Source organism: Variovorax sp. 3319 (genome assembly GCF_031456585.1).
Taxonomy (GTDB): domain Bacteria; phylum Pseudomonadota; class Gammaproteobacteria; order Burkholderiales; family Burkholderiaceae_C; genus Variovorax; species Variovorax paradoxus_P.
Genome location: NZ_JAVDUZ010000010.1, coordinates 207,930 through 223,303, shown reverse-complemented (window position 1 = coordinate 223,303; position 15,374 = coordinate 207,930). Strand labels below are relative to the sequence as shown.

Below are 15,374 nucleotides of genomic sequence, written 5' to 3'. Positions count from 1 at the left end.
CTTTTTTGCGTCAGGCGCGCAGCTCGGCCAGGCGCCGGGCATTCGAGGTCGCTGCTGCGTGAATCGGCTTGAGTCCTTCGCGCGCAATGCGAACCGCCGTGCCGGAGAGCTGGCCGGTCGTGCTGACCGCGCGGGTCGTGGCCTTGACGAATGCATCGCCCCGCACCGCCGCCTGCGCGGGCGTGATGCTGCCGGTCATCGAAAGAAAAGCGCCCGCACTCAGAAGCCATTGCTGCAGCACGCGGCTCGAGAGCGAAACCTGGCTGCTGTGCCATTGCCTGACCATCGCAGCGCCTGCTTCGCCCGCGGCAGCAAGCTTTTCGTCGCCCATGAGCTGGAACTCCGCAAGATCGGCCGGGTTCGGCGCGAGCCCCGCCTTGGCCATGCGCTGGGTGCGCATGTGGATGACCGAGCCGGAAGACAGCAGTGTTTCGTGGGTCTTCAAGGCCAGGTCGGCCCACAGCATCAGCGGGTTCGCCAAGCGGGCAGCAGAAGTAAGAGACGACATGGGACGGGGACCGATCTATGAAGAGGAATGAACACAACTATAGGCCCGCAGGCGTCCGAATTGCTGCACTGCAACAAAATCAACTCTGCAGGAATGTTGAACAAGTCCTACTTTGCGATATGGCAATAGCCTCGGCCTGAGGCGCGAAACGGAGCGGAAAGTAATTATTTCTTTCCTTTCCATAATTTGCTTTCAAAAACCACATCATGAAAGTACCTCCTTCCGCGTTCCTCGGGGCTGCGGTGTTCGCAGGCCTTCTTGGCCTGATGGGCACTGAAGCTCATGCGTTCGAAGACAGCGCACGCGGCTTCTACTTCGAGGGCGGCCGTGCACCGCACGGCGACAAAGGGGCCACCAATTCGGCCACGGTAGGGGTAACGCTGCCCTGGTCGCTGCGCCAGCCGGTGCATGAAGGCGCGCTGACCTCTTATTGGGACTTGTTCGTCAGCCAGTGGCATGCGCCGGCGCTGGACAGCGGTCCGCGCAGCTACACGCAGATTGGTGCCATCTACACCTGGCGCTATCGCTTCGGCGCGGGCAATTCGCTCTGGTTTGCCGAAGCCGGCGTAGGCGGCACGGTGATGGACCATCTGTACAAGACGCCGGACCGCACCTTCAGCACCGCATTCCAGTTCACGGAGGTGCTGGGCGTGGGGCGCAGCTTTGGCGAGAACGGCAAGCACGAACTCTCGCTGCGTGTGCAGCATTTTTCGAACGCCGGCATCAAGAAGCCGAACCCGGGCGAAAACTTTGTCCGGCTGCGCTACACGTACCACTTCTAGCAACCCGTTCAGCGCGGCATCGCTCGCCGGCGCCGGGTGCGCAGCTCGGTAACGAAGTAAGCCACGGTCGCCACCGCCAGCGGCAGCAGGTAATAAAGCCCGCGGTAGACCAGCAGCACGCCCAGCATCTTGCCTTGCGCCACCTGGTGCGAGAGCAGGGCAATGAACACCGCTTCCAGCACGCCAAGGCCAGCAGGCACGTGCGTGACCACGCCCGCCACCGCAGCCACCAGCAGCACCGCGAGCACCTGGTGGTAGGCCACCTGCCCCTGCAGCAGCACCCAGATCACACCGCCGATCAGCGACCAGTTCAGGCACGACATCGCCAACTGGAGCAGCGCCATGCGCAGGGCAGGCACCTTGAAGAAATAGCGCCGTATGCGAAAGACGCGCCCGCTGGCAAACGCGCACAGCACAAGATAGGCCGCGGCCAGCAGCAGCAGCGCCGCGCCAAGAATCCGCAAGCCGCCGTTGTCGATCTTCCATTCCTCGGGCAAGTCCATCGGCCAGAAGCAGAAGGCCGCGCCCGCCACCACCAGGTAGCCGAGCCAGTTGGTCAGCATGCTGAAGCCGAGCACGCGGGTGATGGTTTCGTTCGAAAGGCCCAGGCGCGAATACAGCCGATACCTGAACGCCACACCCCCTACCAGCGAGCCGAGGTTCAGGTTGAAGGCATAGCTGATGAAGGTCACGCCCATCACGCTCGCCGCGCGAAGCCGGTGGCGGGTGAGGTAGCGGCCCAGCAAGTCGTAGGTGCTGTAGGTTGCAAAGCTGCCCGCGGCAAGCGCGCCCGCCAGCAGCAGCGTGGAGGCGGGCAGCGAGCGCATTGCGTCGAACACCTCTTGCCAGTCGATGGCGCGGGCCTGGCTCACGAGCAGCCATGCAATAAGGCCGAAGAAGCTCCAGACCGCGATGCGACGCATCCACGGCCACCAGGGGCGGTGCGCGAGGCTCATGGTGCTCATCGAAAAGCCGCCGCGCAATTCGCAGCCGTGGTCGCCGGGCGAGCGGCCTGCCGGTTCATGCGGCTTCCGTGGTCTGGGTGGCGCCGTTCTCGCCGGCCTTTTCGCGCTGCTCGCGCTTTTCGGCAAGATCGGTGGCTTCGGCCAGCGTCAGCCGCGGCACCTGGCGCGGCAACCAGCCCAGCCACGACGGATACCAGCGCAAGAAGTGAAAGATGAAGAAGCTGCGCACCAGCCGCCAGCCGCTCCATTCGCTCGCCAGGTCGTCCTCGCGAATCAGCTTGCAGCTCTCGCGCATGAGCGTGTCCATGCGTTGCCACAGCAGCTCGTTGAACGCCTTGTCGCGCGCGATCACGTTGGCTTCGAGGTTGAGCGAAAGGCTCAGCGGATCGAGATTGCTCGAGCCCACCGTGGTCCATTCGTCGTCGATCAGCGCAATCTTCGCGTGCAGCGGCCGGTCGCAATATTCGAAGATGCGCACGCCCGCATGCAGCAGGTGGTGATAGAGCATGCTCGCAGCCGTCTTGACAATCGGCATGTCGGGCTCGCCCTGCAAAATGAGCCGCACATCCACGCCACGCCGCGCGGCGCGCCGCAGTTCCTTGATGAGCCGGTAGCCCGGAAAGAAATACGCATTGGCAATCACGATGCGCCGCCGCGCGACGCGAATCGCGGCCAGGTACTGCCGCTCGATGTCGTTGGTGTGGCGGCGGTTGTCGCGCGTGACGAACATCGCTTCCACTTCGCCCACGGATTCCCGCGCGACCGGCGGCGCCTGCTTGAGACGGCGCCGGAACCAGCGCGGCCCCTTGTCGCCGAGCGCAATGGCACGCAGCACAAACTGGTGGATCTGCGCCACGATGGGCCCGCGCAGTTCTACCGAGTAGTCCTGCTTGGCCTTGGGCCCGAAGTCGAGCAGGTGGTCGGCCGAATAATTGATGCCGCCCACAAAGGCCAGCTCACCGTCGATCACCACGATCTTGCGGTGCATGCGGCGGAACACATTCAGCCGCTGGCCGAGGATGCGCTTGCCCGGGTCGAAAACGCGCATCTTCACACCGGCCGAGCTCAGTTCTTCGATGTACTCCCGCGACAGGTCGGGCGAGCCGAAGCCGTCGACCAGCACGTCGACCTTCACGCCGCGCTGGGCCGCCGCGCGCATGGCGGCATGCAGCGCCATGCCCACCTTGTCCTCGAAGAGGATGAAGGTTTCGATGATCACCTCGCGCTTCGCTTCGCGAATGGCGTCGAACACGCGCGGAAAAAACTCCTCGCCGTTCTCGAGCAGCGAGATGCTGTTGCCACCCACCCAGCGGGCTCTCTGGTCCATGTCCGCCACCATCTTCAAAGGTCGATGTTCGCCACCAGCGGCGCATGGTCCGACAGGTGCGACCAGGGCTTGCGCGGCAGTACCACCGGCGCATGCACTCCGGCGTTGCGAACATAGATGCGGTCGAGCGACAGCAGCGGAAAGCGCGACGGAAAAGTCTTGGCAGCCGAGCCGTTCGCACTGACGAACACCTCGCGCAAGGCGGCGCCTTCTTCGAGCACACGGTGGGCACGGCCGCGCCAGTCGTTGAAGTCGCCCGCGACGATCAGCGGCGCATCGGCAGGCACCTCGTCGCGCACGATGTGGCAAAGCAGCTCCAGCTGCTGCTGCCGGTGCGCCTCTGCCAAGCCCAGGTGCGCACAGATCGCATGCACGTCGATGGGGCGGCCGGGCAGGCGGATCACGCAGTGCAGCAGCCCGCGCTTTTCAGGGCCGGCCACCGACACGTCGTGGTTGCGGTAATGCACGATCGGAAATTTGGAAAGCACCGCGTTGCCGTGATGCCCCCGCGGGTACACGGCATTGCGCCCGTAGGCGAACTGGGGCCACATGGTGTCGGCCAGAAATTCGTAGTGCGGTGCCTCGGGCCAGTTGTTCACCTTGCGCGAATGGCGCGAATGGGTGCCCAGCACTTCCTGCAGGAACACAACGTCGGCGCCCACGGTGCGCACCGCATCCCGCAGTTCCGGAAGAATGAACTTGCGGTTGAGTGCAGTGAAGCCCTTGTGGGTGTTCACGGTCATCACCTTGATCGAGGTCGGCGAAGCGGCGGCGAGTGGAATCGGTGAGGAAGACATCGGTCTTGCCGTTGTACGTTGCCGCGCCGCCGGCGCCTGTAGGAACGCGCCACCTTATTCACAGGCTTTGCCGCCGGCCTTCGCGACAGGGGCGCCAGTTCCTACAGGCAGGCCTGCCCCACCCCGACACCTGCGCCATTGCGGGCCTCCTACGGTGATTTCAGGGCCCAGAAAAAGGTCCAGGTCCATAGGTCCGTCTCTCCACTTCGTTCATCCGTCGAGACAAGCAAAGGAACACACCATGAAGCACGCAATTCTTCGAGCCACGGTGCTGGCCGGCCTGATGGCCACCGCCGGCGCCGCCATGGCGCAAGCCACCTCGATACCCGCCCAGCCCGACCCGGCCGTCGGCGGCCAGGCCAGCACGCAAACGCCTTCCGGCGTGCCCAACCCGCCGCAGCGGCCCGATGCGAGCATGCCCAATTCGCGCGAAGCCGTGAAGGCCGAGGCCCGCGCCCACAACCGCAACAACGCCAACAACCCGGTGCCCAAGGGCGAAGCCAGCACCACGGTCAACGCACAACCCAATGCCATGCCGCGGCCCACTGGCGAAATGTCGCGCGCCGAGGTGAGCCAGCAGGCCCGCAAGACCAAGCCCCAGTTCGGCCAGAAGGGCGAACGGCCGGACGTGCCGACGAACCCGACTGAAAAGACGGGTACACCGCAATAAAACACCGTGTACGAAAAAAGCCCGCCGATGCGCATGCATGGCGGGCTTTTTGATGCATGCGCCTTTTCAGGCGCTGCGTTCAGGCACTCGTGCTCAGCTCTTGGCGGGCGCTGCCGAGTGGTCGGGGCCATGGCCGCCGCGGTGGCCACGATGGCCGTGCATGCCAGCATGCACCGTTTCCGCGTCGAAGGTCTTCTGCTGCTCGGGCGTCAGCGTGGCGTAGAAGGTCTTGGTGGCTTCGGCGCGCTTGGCGAACCTTGCGCTGCGCTCGGCCTGGCGGGCCTGCATGCGTTCCAGGCGCTCCGGCGTGGTGAGCTTGGCAAATTCCGCACGGTCCATGCGCTGCGGGCGGGCACCGGCCGGCGGCTGCGTGGCCGAGGTGAAGCTGGTCCATGCGCCTTCCTGGGCGGAGGTCAGCTTGAGCTTTTCCTTCAGCGCGGCCAGGCGCTTGGCGCGATGCTCCTGCATGCGCTCCATGCGCTGTGCCGGATCCATGCGCTTGTGCTGCGCCTTGGGCGCTGCGGCATCTGCTTGCGCAACGGCGGCGGCCGGCGCGGAAGACGTGGCGGGCGCAGCCGGAGCCTGCGCAAAGGCACCCGAGGAGGCGAGGGCGGCCGAACCGAGAAGGCTGGCCCAAACAATGCGTTGGCGAAGAGAGATCATGAAAAGTGCTTCCTTTCGAAGAAGCCTGCCGCCAATGGGCAGCAGGTGAAGCGAAGTGTGGAAGACCTCTGTATCTCCCAGGTGAGCCGGAAGTGAGCGTGCGTAAAGAATCATGAACCGCATGGGCTCGGAGGCCCTTGCGGTGTGACTTATTTGGGCCTTGGGGGCTTCAATCCACGATCGGGCAATTGCAGCTTGCCGGTGCGCATCTCGCCGACCGCAAGCGCCACGGCGCGCGCCACGTTGCGCACCTCTTCCTGCACGTCCTCATCGGCGTCCAGGGCGTCATGGCTGGTGGCGTACGGCTCGTAGTAGCCGATATAGCGGTCGAGGCGGGCCTGCGGGCCGGCATCGATGAGGCCCATCCAGTCGAGCCAGTCCGACAGGTTCCGGCGCACGCTCTCCACGCCTGCCACGTCGCCGTGCACCACCACGCCATAGACGCGCCCATTCAGGTGCTTGGGATAGCCCCAGCCCTCGAGTTCGAGCGCCTTGGCTTCCTCGGGCTTCTTGCCGTGGGTGCTGGTGGGATCGGGGTTGCCGCCGTCGGCGCACACCAGGCGGTCGATCATGAGCTTGAGGGGGCTGGCCGCCTGGTACCAATGTGTGGGCGTGAACAGCATCACTCCATGCGCGGCCACCCAGCGTTCATAGATCTCGTTCATCCAGTCGCCGGTCTGGCGCATCGAATGATTGGGATAGCAGCTGCAGGGCCAGTGGCACAGCGGCATGGCGGTGGAGACGCAGCCTTTGCAGGGATGGATATGGCGCCCGTATTCGGAGGTGAGCAGGCTCAGGTCGAGCACGTCGGCCTCGATGCCGCAACCCTCGAGCACTTCGCGCGCGAGCTGCACCAGCCGCCAGGTCTTCGAAACTTCGCCGGGGCAGGTGCCGTCGTTGCGCGGCGATCCATTGACCAACAGTACGCGCGACCGCGTCTGCGGGCTGCGCCATGCAGCCTGGGCGGCATCGATGCGCGCCTTGGCTTCGAGCCAGTCGACCGAAAGGTCGTAGTCCGGATCGGCATAACCGGGGCCGGCCTTGCGTGTGACGGGCGCCTTGCGGCCCTCCTGGTAGGCCTCCCACGCAACGAGCTCGATGCGCTGCAATGCCTCTTTCTCGGCCTCGAAGGCCGGGTCGAGAAACGGCTGCATGAAGCGCTCATGAAACTGCTCGCGCTTCAACGTGTCGGGCGCCTGTCCCTTGCGAACCTGGGGAGCTTTGCTGGTGGCTGTCGTGGGGGTGGGGCGGGGCGTGCTGGGGGCCATGACGGCCAATCTAAGCCGCGCGCCAACGCCTGTGACCTGCGGGCGGTGCCGATTTTCGGTAGGCCGGCGACTACACCGTCATCCGAACTTGCCGTTCTGGAAATCGTGCACGGCCTCTTTCACCTGCTCCTGCGTGTTCATCACGAAGGGGCCGTATTGCGCGATGGGCTCGTTCAGCGGCTTGCCGGCAATCAGCAGCACGCGCGCAGGGCTGTGGTTGGTTGCACCCGCGCGCAGCACCACGCCGTCGCTGCCGGGGTCGTTGGCAAGAATGGCCATGCGGCGCGTGGGCACCTCGCTGCCCGCGATCCACACCGACTCGCGGTACACATACACCAGCACGTTGTGGTCGTCGGGCAGCGGCTGGGCAAACTCGGCGCCCGGCGGCAGGGTGATGTCGAGGTACAGCGGCTCGGTGTGTTCGCGCCGCACCGCGCCCTCGATGCCGTGGCTTTCGCCGGCAATCACGCGCACATGAACGCCCGCAGCGGTGGTGTATTCGGGAATTTCCTCGCTCTGGATGTCGCGATACCAAGGCTCGCGCATCTTGTCCTTGGCAGGCAGGTTGAGCCAAAGCTGAAAGCCTTCCATCAGGCCTTCTTCCTGCTCGGGCAGTTCGCTGTGCACCAGCCCGCGTCCGGCCGTCATCCACTGCACGCCGCCGTTTTGCAGCAGCCCCTCGTGGCCCGCGCTGTCCCGGTGGCGCATGCGGCCCGCAATCATGTAGGTGACGGTTTCGAAGCCCCGGTGCGGATGGCTCGGGAAGCCGCCGATGTAGTCGCCCGGGTTGTCGCTTCCGAAGGCGTCGAGCATCAGGTAGGGGTCGAGCCTTTTCTGCAGCGGCTGCTGCAGCACGCGGGTGAGTTTGACGCCGTCTCCGTCGCTGGTGGAAACACCGGCCACGATGTGGTCGATGCCGCGCGGCGTGGCCACGGGATCGGTGGGGTGGTTTGCATTCGTCATGCGGCCATGGTGGCACTAACGAGCCGACCGCGCCACCCGTGGGGTGACGGCTTCAGGTTGGCGAACTCAGCGCGGCCACTGCTGCCGCTGCCAGTAGCGGTACTGCCACCGAGTGGAAAAACCGGCGCGCCGGTAGAGCGCATGGGCCGGCTGGTTGTGCGCGTCGACCTGCAGGAACACGCGCTCGAAGCCGCGTTCGAGCGCGGCCTGCGCCAGCCCGGCCAGCACGCGCCCGGCCAGGCCCCGGCCGCGCTGCGACTGTTCGGTGCGCATGCCGTGCACGCTTGCCCATCCGTGGCTGAAGGCCATGGCGCCCGCCGCAACGGTGTGGCGCCCCTCGCGCACGCTGGCATAGAGCGAACCCTTCGCGCGAGACAACGCCCGCACGCGGTGCACGCCATCGACGGGGTCGAAACCTTCGCCGAGAAACAGCGTGGCCCAGGCTTCGTCGGGCGCGGCATCCACGTCGGCCAGCGCCGCGCCGGCTGCGGCCATTTGCCGCATGCGCCTTGCCGAGCCTATCTGCACGCAGGTGGGCGAATCGCCCATGTAGTGCCGCTGCTCGAGTTCGGCCCGCAGGGCGTCGAAGCAGGCGGTGTCAGCCACCCGAAACGCGGGCACGAACTGGCGGCTGTCGTAGCGGGCTTCAATGCGGTCGAGCGTGCTGTCGCCGACGGCCCCGCGATGCAGCGGAACGGCCGACCTCGCGCGCTTGACGGTGCCGTCGTCGAAGGGCAGCAGCCAGCCTTCGAGCTCTTCGACGGCAAGCGGCGACACGGCGGCCACCGTGGCGCGCTCGATGGCCTCGATGTCGGCAATTTCCACAAATCCGTCCGTCTCGCTCATGGGGCCGCCTCCGGCGCGGCGAACTTGGCGGCCGCAACGCTCTTGAGCAGCGATTCGCGCTGGTTGCGGCTGATGCCGCGCACGCCTTCGGCCACCCATTTGGTTCGGTCGGGGTCGATGCGGCCGTCCTGCCGCCATTGTTCGAGCACCGCGTTCGGCTTGTGCAGCATGGCCGCCAGCCACACCGCCTGCGCCGGCTCCAGGTTGCGCGCCGGCCGCTTGAAATAGCGGCGCGCGGCGGCTTCGGCACCGCACAGGTTGCCGCCCCAGGGCGCGTTGTCCAGGTACAGCTGCAGGATGCGCGCCTTGCCCAGCGTCTGCTCCATTTCGACCGCATAGAGCAGCTCGCGCAACTTGCGTTCAGCCGTGCGGTCGCTGCCGGTGACCAGCAGCTTGGCCAGCTGCTGCGTGAGCGTGCTGCCGCCGCGCTTCGTCTGGCCGTCCTTCTGGTTGTTGTCGAGCGACGCAACGATTTCGGTGATGTCGTAGCCGGCATGGCTGAAAAACCGCTGGTCTTCGGCTGCGATGACGGAGCGCGCCAGCCAACTGTCGCTGGCCAGCTTCGAGGGCGCGCCGCAACTGGTGCGTGCGCCGAGCATGGCTTCAGTGCCCAGCCCCTCGACGGTGAACTGGCTCACCACGGGAATGACGCCGAACGTGCCTTCGGGCAGGGCAACCTGTCCGCGCAAGGCCAGCGTGCCGCCGATTCGCGCGCGCTGCAGTTCGGGCAGGTTGGGCGCCAGCACCGCGTACCAGCGCGCAATGGGCGCGTCCTTGATGTCGGCGCTGAGCAGCAGGTTCTTGGGCGTGAGGCGGCCCTCCCACTGGCCGTGGATGGCGGCCGCCGCATCGGCGCCGCGGGGTGTGGCCTCGAGCGTGCCGGTCAGGGTGTTGCCATCGCGCTTGACGGTCGCAACCAGGCCTTCGACCTGGATTGGCTGCGTGCCGAGCGCCGGAACCTCTACCGTGCAGGGCGCGCAGCGCAGTTCGAGCGCGCCGGCCGCGCCCTTCCACGCGAAATGCACGAGGCCGAAACGCGTGTCGAGCGAATGCCCGTCGAGCCGCGGTGCAAGCCAGGGCGAGGTGGCCAGCCGCACTGCGGTCGGCACGCCGACGTCGAAACTCATCGGGCCCGCCTTGACCGTGCTGCGCCATTCACCGGGCGCAGGCGCAAGTGCGAACTTCACTATCAAGAAGATAGCTATCGCTGCAGTGACTACAAGGGCCAACAGCCCGTAAAGCGCAGATCTCAGGGTCTTGTTCACACAACTCTCACAAGGGTCTCGCCACCGTGACGGCTTGCCACGGACCGGTCGACTGCCCGCTGGCCGCCGCCCAGTACCAAGCTGAAGTGTCGGTGAAAGCAGTGCCTTCGGCATCGACGATGCGCTCGCAAACGCGGAACTTTTGCTGTCCGTGCAATTGCGCAACAAAACAGCGCCACAAACGCTCTTGCGCATCGCGTTCAAGGCGTGCCTGCTCGATGCGGTAACCAAGCGCGCGGTAACAGTCGGCCGCCGGATGGAGCATGCGCGTCGGGGTGTTCACCGCGCGCATGACGATCATCTGCGTGCCGTCGGTCATGCGGCCGATGGCGCCCGGAAAGCGATCGGCAAAGCGCTGCTCCACCTCGCCGAGCGCCATGGGCCGAAGCGGAACGCCGTCCCATTCGCGCGGCCACTCCTGCGATGCCGCTGCCGCCACGCGCTCCTGCGGCGCGCGCACGGCAGCGGCGGTCGACCACAGCAGGCAGAGCAGCATTGCGAACGCAAACGCCGTCTTGTGGCCGATGCGGTTGATGAAGTGATTGGCAAACATGCGTTCAAAGAACCGTGTCGACATGGCGGCCTCCCTGCGCGGTAATCATTCCGGGAATGGGTTGGTCGGCCAGCCCGCCCTCCGTGCGTTCCGGCACCATCAGCCGCGCAATGCCGGCGCACACAGCAGCCAGCACCAGCAGGCCGAGCGTGTTGTGCGCCCATGGCGCCAGCGGGTGGCCCGCGCCTTCGAACGCGATCAGCACGCTGTTGCGCAGGATGTTGCCGCCCAGCACCAGCAGGCCGACCATCGGCAGCCGGCGCAAGAAGCCGCGGTCGCTCTGCGGCGCCCAGAGCGCGACGGCGCACGCCGTGAAGTAGCCGAGCCACACCATCTGCACGCCGGAACACGGGGCATCGACGATGACCAGCCGGCCATCGACCACAAGGCTGCTGCCCTCGCGCGCCACGCTGAAGCCCGGCGCCAGCAACCATCGGCTTGCCTCGGCCGTGACCACGCGCAGCGGATAGCCTGCGTAGAACTGCAACGACGACAAGAGCGGCAAAGCCAGCACCGCCAGTCCCACGACCGGCACCGCGGCCACCCGCCGCGGAAGAAAGGCCAGCAGCCCGCACGCCAGTGCCAGCACGGCCATCAGGCCCACTGCAAGCGGCGGCAAGGCGGGCAGTGCACCGATGCCGGTGCGCAGCAGCGTCGCCAGCAAGGTGCCGGTACCCGCCAGTGCCAGCCAGCCGAGCCGCGGTGCGGCACGCAGTTCGCGCCGCCGTTGCCACGCCAGAGCGGCCAATGCGGCCAGTGCCAGCAAGCCCAGCGGATCGTCCGAACCGTCGCGCATGCGCCGAACCATCCAGGCCCATGTCGGCGCGAGCGCCGCGAATTGCAGCGCAAGCCAGAAGGCGGCCGGCGCCCGGTCGATATGAATGCCCCAATCCACGACACGCGGGTGGCGATGGGCAAGTGCGGCCAATGACATTGCTGTTTCCTTCCTTCTGCCGCACTCAGGCCGTGAAACGGCGCGGATCGTTGCGGCGCGCACGGCGGCGCAGCATGGCGAGCATCGACAGCACCACGGCAATGGCGCCAAGCGTTTCGGGTTCAGGCGTGCTCGGCACCTCGGCGCCCAGCGCAAGCTCGCTTACGCCCTGGGGCAGCGGCAGCGGCTGGTTCACGTCCACGCTGTTCTGCGGTGCGAGGTTGCGCACCACCTTGTCGACCGCGATGAAGCTGGTGTACTGCGTCAGCAGGCTGTACTTCAGGCCAAGCTCGGTAATGCGCTCCTTGAAGGCGGTTCCGCCCTCGAGCGTTTCCTGGTCGCTCAGGCTCTGGATGCGGTGGCGAGCCCACAGGGTGCGCAGCGCGGCCGTGTCCTGGCGCTGCTGCGGGTCGATGCGCAGCTCCTGGCGGTACGGGCCGTTGGCGCCTTGGCCTTCGACGATCACGCGGCCGCGGGCCTTGCCTTCTGCATCGGCGCGCCATTTGCCGAACACGATCACCGGGCGTTCACCCAGCACGTCGGGCAACGCTTGCGGCTCCACGTCATACACATCGAGGCCGCCAAAGGTCACCTTCACATTGGTGAGCACGGGCGACTCCACCATGCGGCGAAAGCGCGCCGCCTGCTCGGGGGCCTGGATCGGGTCGGTAATGATGAAGGGCTCGCCCATGCCGGCACGTGCAATGCCTTCCATCAGGCTGCGGTTCACCGACGAGCCGATACCGAAGGCGAACACGTTGGCCTTCGAGAGGTTCTTGCGCACCAGCTCGAAAGCCTCGCGCTCCACGGTCACGTAGCCGTCCGTCACCAGCACCACGGTGCGCGAGACGTTCTCTTCCTTCGGCTCGGCATAGACGCGCTTCAGTGCGGGAATGAGCTCGGTGCTGCCGCTGCCGCTGTAGTTCTGGATGGTGGCCAGCGCCTGTTCGATGTTGGCGCGCGTGGCGGGCACCGACTTGGGCGCAAGCATCTTGCTGCTGCCCGAGAACAGCAGCACATTGAAGGTGTCGCTCGGGCGCAGCCCGCCGATCAGGCGCTCCAGCACCGCCTTTGCGGTATCCAGCGGAAAACCGTGCATCGAACCCGAGATGTCCACCACGAAGATGTAGTCGCGCGGCGAGATGGCGCTTGCTGCCACTGCCTTGGGCGGCTCGACCATCGCAAGGAAGAAGTTCTCGGCGCTTCCATCGGCGTTCTGCCCCTGGCCCTTGTAGAGCATCAGGCCCGATTCGATCTTTTCACCCGCAAGCCGGTAGTCGAGCACGAAGTCGCGGTTGTCCGCGGGCCGGCCATCGGCTGCAAGGGCCACGTCGGCGTGCCGGTCTTCATCGCTCTTCTTCACCTCGATGGCGTGCGAAGACGAGCGCACTTCCTTCAGGCCCATGGGCGTGTCGATGCTGGCCTTGAGCGTGAAGCCGGTGCTGGGCGCCACGCCCGCGCGCAGCGTGGGCTGCGCCACCCATTTGGCCTGCGCGTTCTCCGACTGCGGGCTGTTGTAGCGCGGGCCCACCACTGTGGGGAACACGAACGCGTAGTTGCCCGACTGCGGCACCAGCAGTTCGGTGTACCGCAGTTCAACCTTCACGTCGTCGCCCGGCAGGATATTGGCAACGTTCATCTGGAACACGTTGGGCAGGTGCTGCTCGAGCAGCGCAGCGGTCTTGCCTTCTTTCTTGGCGGTGTCGTATTCGATCTGCGCCTGCTGCTTCTCGCGGATCTGCGCGGTGATCAGCCGGTCGGCCAGGCGCACGTTCAATCCGCTTACCGCGGCCTTGGTCGAGCCCGGAAAAACATACTTGGCTTCAATGGCGCGCTGGCCTTCGTTGCGGTAGGTCTGCGTCACGGTCACGTCCGCAATGACGCCCGATATCTTCACCGACACCTCGGTTCCCTTCAGCGGCAGGCGGTCAACGGAAGGGTCGTCGCTCTTCACGAAGAAATACGGGCTCTCGGTCTTCAGCCGCGGGCCGGGCGCTTCTTGCGCATGCACGGGGTTGACGCTGAGCGCGACGAAGCCCGCGGCGGCCAGGCTCACGGTGGCGAGCCAGAGCCAGCGGCCGGGACGGGTGGAGATATGGGCTTCCATGGCGGTGTGGAGTGGTGTCCGTGCGAACTTGCACAGCCGCAACTGTCGATACCGCGCGAGAAGGAAATTGGAAGGCTGCTTGAAGTCCGGCGCCTTCGATGCAGCCTTGTGTGAAGCCTGTGTGAAGTCTGCCGGCGCACGCGCTTCACACGGCCTTCGGATCTCGCGGCGAGCATCGCCGCTTCGTTATCGAAGAGGAGAAAAAAACATGTTCCAGTTGTTCAAGGCCCTGCAGAGTTCCATGCTGGTCAAGGTGGCCGGCCTGCTGATGCTCACGCTCCTGCTGTGCATTCCGCTCGCCGAAATCAACTCGATCAACCGCGAGCGCGGCCACAGCCAGCGCGAGGCGGCCGAGGAGCTTGCCGCCACCTATGCGAGCGCGCAGACCATGGTGGGCCCGGTGCTGCTGGTGCCGTACGTAGAGCGCTGGATGGAGCCGCAGCGCAATGCGCAAGGCAAGGTGATCGGCCAGGAGGCACGCAGCAAGGAAATGGCCCACGCGGTGTTTCCCGACAAGCTGCACATCGAAGGTTCGATGACGCCGCAGGAGCGCTACAGGGGCATCTTCAAGATTCCCTTCTATACGCTCAACGCCACGCTCAGCGGTGGTTTTGCGGCCTTCGATCCCAAGTCGGTGGCGCACAGCGAGGCCGATTCCCGCATCGAGTTCAAGGCGCCTTTCGTCGTCTTCTACGTGAGCGACCTGCGCGGGCTCGACGGTTCGCCTTCCATCGCAATGAACAGCGAGGCCCTGCGTTTCAGGCAGCGCGTGCCAGGCCTGGCAGACAACAGCTGGCTGGCCGACGGGGTCCACGCGCCGCTCACCGGCGCCGCGCTTGCCGCATGGGACTCGAAGGCACCGCTGCCCTTCGAGATGAAGCTCGGGCTTGTGGGACAAGACACGCTCTCGATGGTGCCGATTGCCGAAGAGACCACCGCCCACCTGAGCTCGCCCTGGGCGCACCCGAGCTTCGGCGGCCGTTTTCTTGCTGCCAGGCGCGACGTGACGCCGCAGGGTTTCGATGCGCACTGGCGCGTGTCGTCGCTGGTGACCTCGGCGCGCGAACAGGTGCGCGTCGGGCTGACGGATCGGGACGATCGAAGTGCCGTTGCCACCGCAACGTCTGCCGCCGGGGCAACAGCCGGCCACGCACCACGCAACCTCGGCCCACTGCAAACATTCGACGTGTCGCTCGCACAGCCGATCAACGTGTATTCGATGAGCACGCGAGCCGGCAAGTACGGTGCGCTCTTCATCGGCCTGGTGATCATGGCCGCCTTCATGTTCGAGCTGTTCCGCAGGCAGCGCATGCATCCGGTGCAATACGGGCTGGTCGGCCTTTCGATTGCGCTGTTTTTCCTGCTGCTTTTGGCGCTGTCCGAGAAGCTGGCTTTCTGGCTCGCCTACGCCAGCGCGGCAGGTGCGAGCGTGCTGCTGCTCGGCATTTATTTCAGCGCGGTTTTGCAAAGCTGGAAACGCGGCGCGGGCTTCGGGGCCTATGTCGCGGTACTCTATGGCGCGCTCTACGGCCTGCTGGCATCGGAAAGCAATGCCCTTTTGCTCGGCGCCCTGCTGACATTCGGCATGCTGACGGTGCTGATGCTCGCCACGCGCAAGGTCAACTGGTATGCGTTGTCGGCCGGGAACCCCCGGGCACCCGAGCCAGTCTCACCTGAACTGGCTCCGTCCGTGTAACTGACGCTACCGACTGTTTTTCTTTACTAC

General features: G+C 65.9%; 15 protein-coding genes. 3 read left to right on the top strand and 12 right to left on the bottom strand.

The window, feature by feature from the left end:
- Positions 1 to 10: 10 nt before the first annotated feature.
- Complete coding sequence (locus J2X67_RS20665) at positions 11 to 481, bottom strand: polyhydroxyalkanoate granule-associated phasin (protein WP_309955986.1); 471 nt, start codon at positions 479 to 481, stop codon at positions 11 to 13.
- A gap of 233 nt (positions 482 to 714) precedes the next feature.
- Here J2X67_RS20665 and J2X67_RS20660 point away from each other — a divergent pair, with 233 nt between their 5' ends.
- Positions 715 to 1,290, top strand: a complete 576-nt coding sequence (locus J2X67_RS20660; RefSeq protein WP_309955985.1) for an acyloxyacyl hydrolase — start codon at positions 715 to 717, stop codon at positions 1,288 to 1,290.
- An 8-nt stretch (positions 1,291 to 1,298) separates the two neighbouring features.
- Here the strand turns inward: J2X67_RS20660 and J2X67_RS20655 are convergent, their stop codons facing one another.
- Genes J2X67_RS20655 through J2X67_RS20645 form a run of 3 tightly spaced genes read right to left on the bottom strand, consistent with a single transcriptional unit; the run spans position 1,299 to position 4,379 of the window.
- A complete protein-coding gene (locus tag J2X67_RS20655; RefSeq protein WP_309955982.1) occupies positions 1,299 to 2,255 on the bottom strand; it encodes a lysylphosphatidylglycerol synthase domain-containing protein in 957 nt (318 codons plus the stop codon).
- Positions 2,256 to 2,310: 55 nt separating this feature from the next.
- Positions 2,311 to 3,582 (bottom strand): cardiolipin synthase ClsB, encoded by a 1,272-nt coding sequence (clsB, locus tag J2X67_RS20650; protein WP_309955980.1) that lies wholly within the window; start codon positions 3,580 to 3,582, stop codon positions 2,311 to 2,313.
- A 14-nt stretch (positions 3,583 to 3,596) separates the two neighbouring features.
- Positions 3,597 to 4,379, bottom strand: a complete 783-nt coding sequence (locus J2X67_RS20645; protein WP_309955978.1) for an endonuclease/exonuclease/phosphatase family protein — start codon at positions 4,377 to 4,379, stop codon at positions 3,597 to 3,599.
- A gap of 241 nt (positions 4,380 to 4,620) precedes the next feature.
- Between J2X67_RS20645 and J2X67_RS20640 the strand changes: the two genes are divergently transcribed.
- Entirely contained in the window at positions 4,621 to 5,049 is a 429-nt protein-coding gene (locus J2X67_RS20640) for a serine/threonine protein kinase (RefSeq protein WP_309955976.1), read from the top strand.
- 93 nt (positions 5,050 to 5,142) lie between these two features.
- Here J2X67_RS20640 and J2X67_RS20635 read toward each other — a convergent pair whose 3' ends face one another.
- The 8 genes from J2X67_RS20635 to J2X67_RS20600 form a co-directional block, all read right to left on the bottom strand.
- A complete protein-coding gene (locus tag J2X67_RS20635; RefSeq protein WP_309955974.1) occupies positions 5,143 to 5,712 on the bottom strand; it encodes a Spy/CpxP family protein refolding chaperone in 570 nt (189 codons plus the stop codon).
- Positions 5,713 to 5,861: 149 nt separating this feature from the next.
- Positions 5,862 to 6,980, bottom strand: a complete 1,119-nt coding sequence (locus J2X67_RS20630; protein WP_309955972.1) for a flavodoxin family protein — start codon at positions 6,978 to 6,980, stop codon at positions 5,862 to 5,864.
- 78 nt (positions 6,981 to 7,058) lie between these two features.
- Positions 7,059 to 7,943, bottom strand: coding sequence for a pirin family protein (locus J2X67_RS20625; protein ID WP_309955970.1), 885 nt, complete (start codon positions 7,941 to 7,943; stop codon positions 7,059 to 7,061).
- A gap of 66 nt (positions 7,944 to 8,009) precedes the next feature.
- Positions 8,010 to 8,789 (bottom strand): GNAT family N-acetyltransferase, encoded by a 780-nt coding sequence (locus tag J2X67_RS20620; protein ID WP_309955968.1) that lies wholly within the window; start codon positions 8,787 to 8,789, stop codon positions 8,010 to 8,012.
- Positions 8,786 to 9,916 carry a biosynthetic peptidoglycan transglycosylase gene (locus J2X67_RS20615; protein WP_309955967.1) on the bottom strand — a complete coding sequence of 377 codons (1,131 nt, stop codon included), beginning with the start codon at positions 9,914 to 9,916 and terminating at the stop codon, positions 8,786 to 8,788. Before J2X67_RS20615 ends, J2X67_RS20620 begins: the two co-directional genes overlap by 4 nt.
- 145 nt (positions 9,917 to 10,061) lie before the next feature.
- A complete protein-coding gene (locus J2X67_RS20610) occupies positions 10,062 to 10,631 on the bottom strand; it encodes a hypothetical protein (RefSeq protein WP_309955965.1) in 570 nt (189 codons plus the stop codon).
- Positions 10,612 to 11,541, bottom strand: a complete 930-nt coding sequence (gene xrtQ, locus J2X67_RS20605) for an exosortase Q (RefSeq protein WP_309955963.1) — start codon at positions 11,539 to 11,541, stop codon at positions 10,612 to 10,614. The genes J2X67_RS20610 and xrtQ overlap by 20 nt, the downstream gene beginning before the upstream one ends.
- Before the next feature lie 25 nt (positions 11,542 to 11,566).
- Complete coding sequence (locus tag J2X67_RS20600; protein ID WP_309955961.1) at positions 11,567 to 13,648, bottom strand: VIT and VWA domain-containing protein; 2,082 nt, start codon at positions 13,646 to 13,648, stop codon at positions 11,567 to 11,569.
- 208 nt (positions 13,649 to 13,856) lie between these two features.
- Here J2X67_RS20600 and creD point away from each other — a divergent pair, with 208 nt between their 5' ends.
- On the top strand, positions 13,857 to 15,344 hold the full coding sequence (gene creD / locus J2X67_RS20595; protein WP_309955959.1) for a cell envelope integrity protein CreD: 1,488 nt from the start codon (positions 13,857 to 13,859) through the stop codon (positions 15,342 to 15,344).
- Positions 15,345 to 15,374: the final 30 nt, after the last annotated feature.

Bases quoted from the DNA above. Each gene is read 5' to 3' on its own strand.
- J2X67_RS20660 (WP_309955985.1), top strand. From the start codon at position 715: ATGAAAGTACCTCCTTCCGCGTTCCTCGGGGCTGCGGTGTTCGCAGGC.
- J2X67_RS20655 (WP_309955982.1), bottom strand. From the start codon at position 2,255: ATGAGCACCATGAGCCTCGCGCACCGCCCCTGGTGGCCGTGGATGCGT.
- clsB (WP_309955980.1), bottom strand. From the start codon at position 3,582: ATGGACCAGAGAGCCCGCTGGGTGGGTGGCAACAGCATCTCGCTGCTC.
- J2X67_RS20645 (WP_309955978.1), bottom strand. From the start codon at position 4,379: ATGTCTTCCTCACCGATTCCACTCGCCGCCGCTTCGCCGACCTCGATC.
- J2X67_RS20640 (WP_309955976.1), top strand. From the start codon at position 4,621: ATGAAGCACGCAATTCTTCGAGCCACGGTGCTGGCCGGCCTGATGGCC.
- J2X67_RS20635 (WP_309955974.1), bottom strand. From the start codon at position 5,712: ATGATCTCTCTTCGCCAACGCATTGTTTGGGCCAGCCTTCTCGGTTCG.
- J2X67_RS20630 (WP_309955972.1), bottom strand. From the start codon at position 6,980: ATGGCCCCCAGCACGCCCCGCCCCACCCCCACGACAGCCACCAGCAAA.
- J2X67_RS20625 (WP_309955970.1), bottom strand. From the start codon at position 7,943: ATGACGAATGCAAACCACCCCACCGATCCCGTGGCCACGCCGCGCGGC.
- J2X67_RS20620 (WP_309955968.1), bottom strand. From the start codon at position 8,789: ATGAGCGAGACGGACGGATTTGTGGAAATTGCCGACATCGAGGCCATC.
- J2X67_RS20615 (WP_309955967.1), bottom strand. From the start codon at position 9,916: ATGAGTTTCGACGTCGGCGTGCCGACCGCAGTGCGGCTGGCCACCTCG.
- J2X67_RS20610 (WP_309955965.1), bottom strand. From the start codon at position 10,631: ATGTCGACACGGTTCTTTGAACGCATGTTTGCCAATCACTTCATCAAC.
- xrtQ (WP_309955963.1), bottom strand. From the start codon at position 11,541: ATGTCATTGGCCGCACTTGCCCATCGCCACCCGCGTGTCGTGGATTGG.
- J2X67_RS20600 (WP_309955961.1), bottom strand. From the start codon at position 13,648: ATGGAAGCCCATATCTCCACCCGTCCCGGCCGCTGGCTCTGGCTCGCC.
- creD (WP_309955959.1), top strand. From the start codon at position 13,857: ATGTTCCAGTTGTTCAAGGCCCTGCAGAGTTCCATGCTGGTCAAGGTG.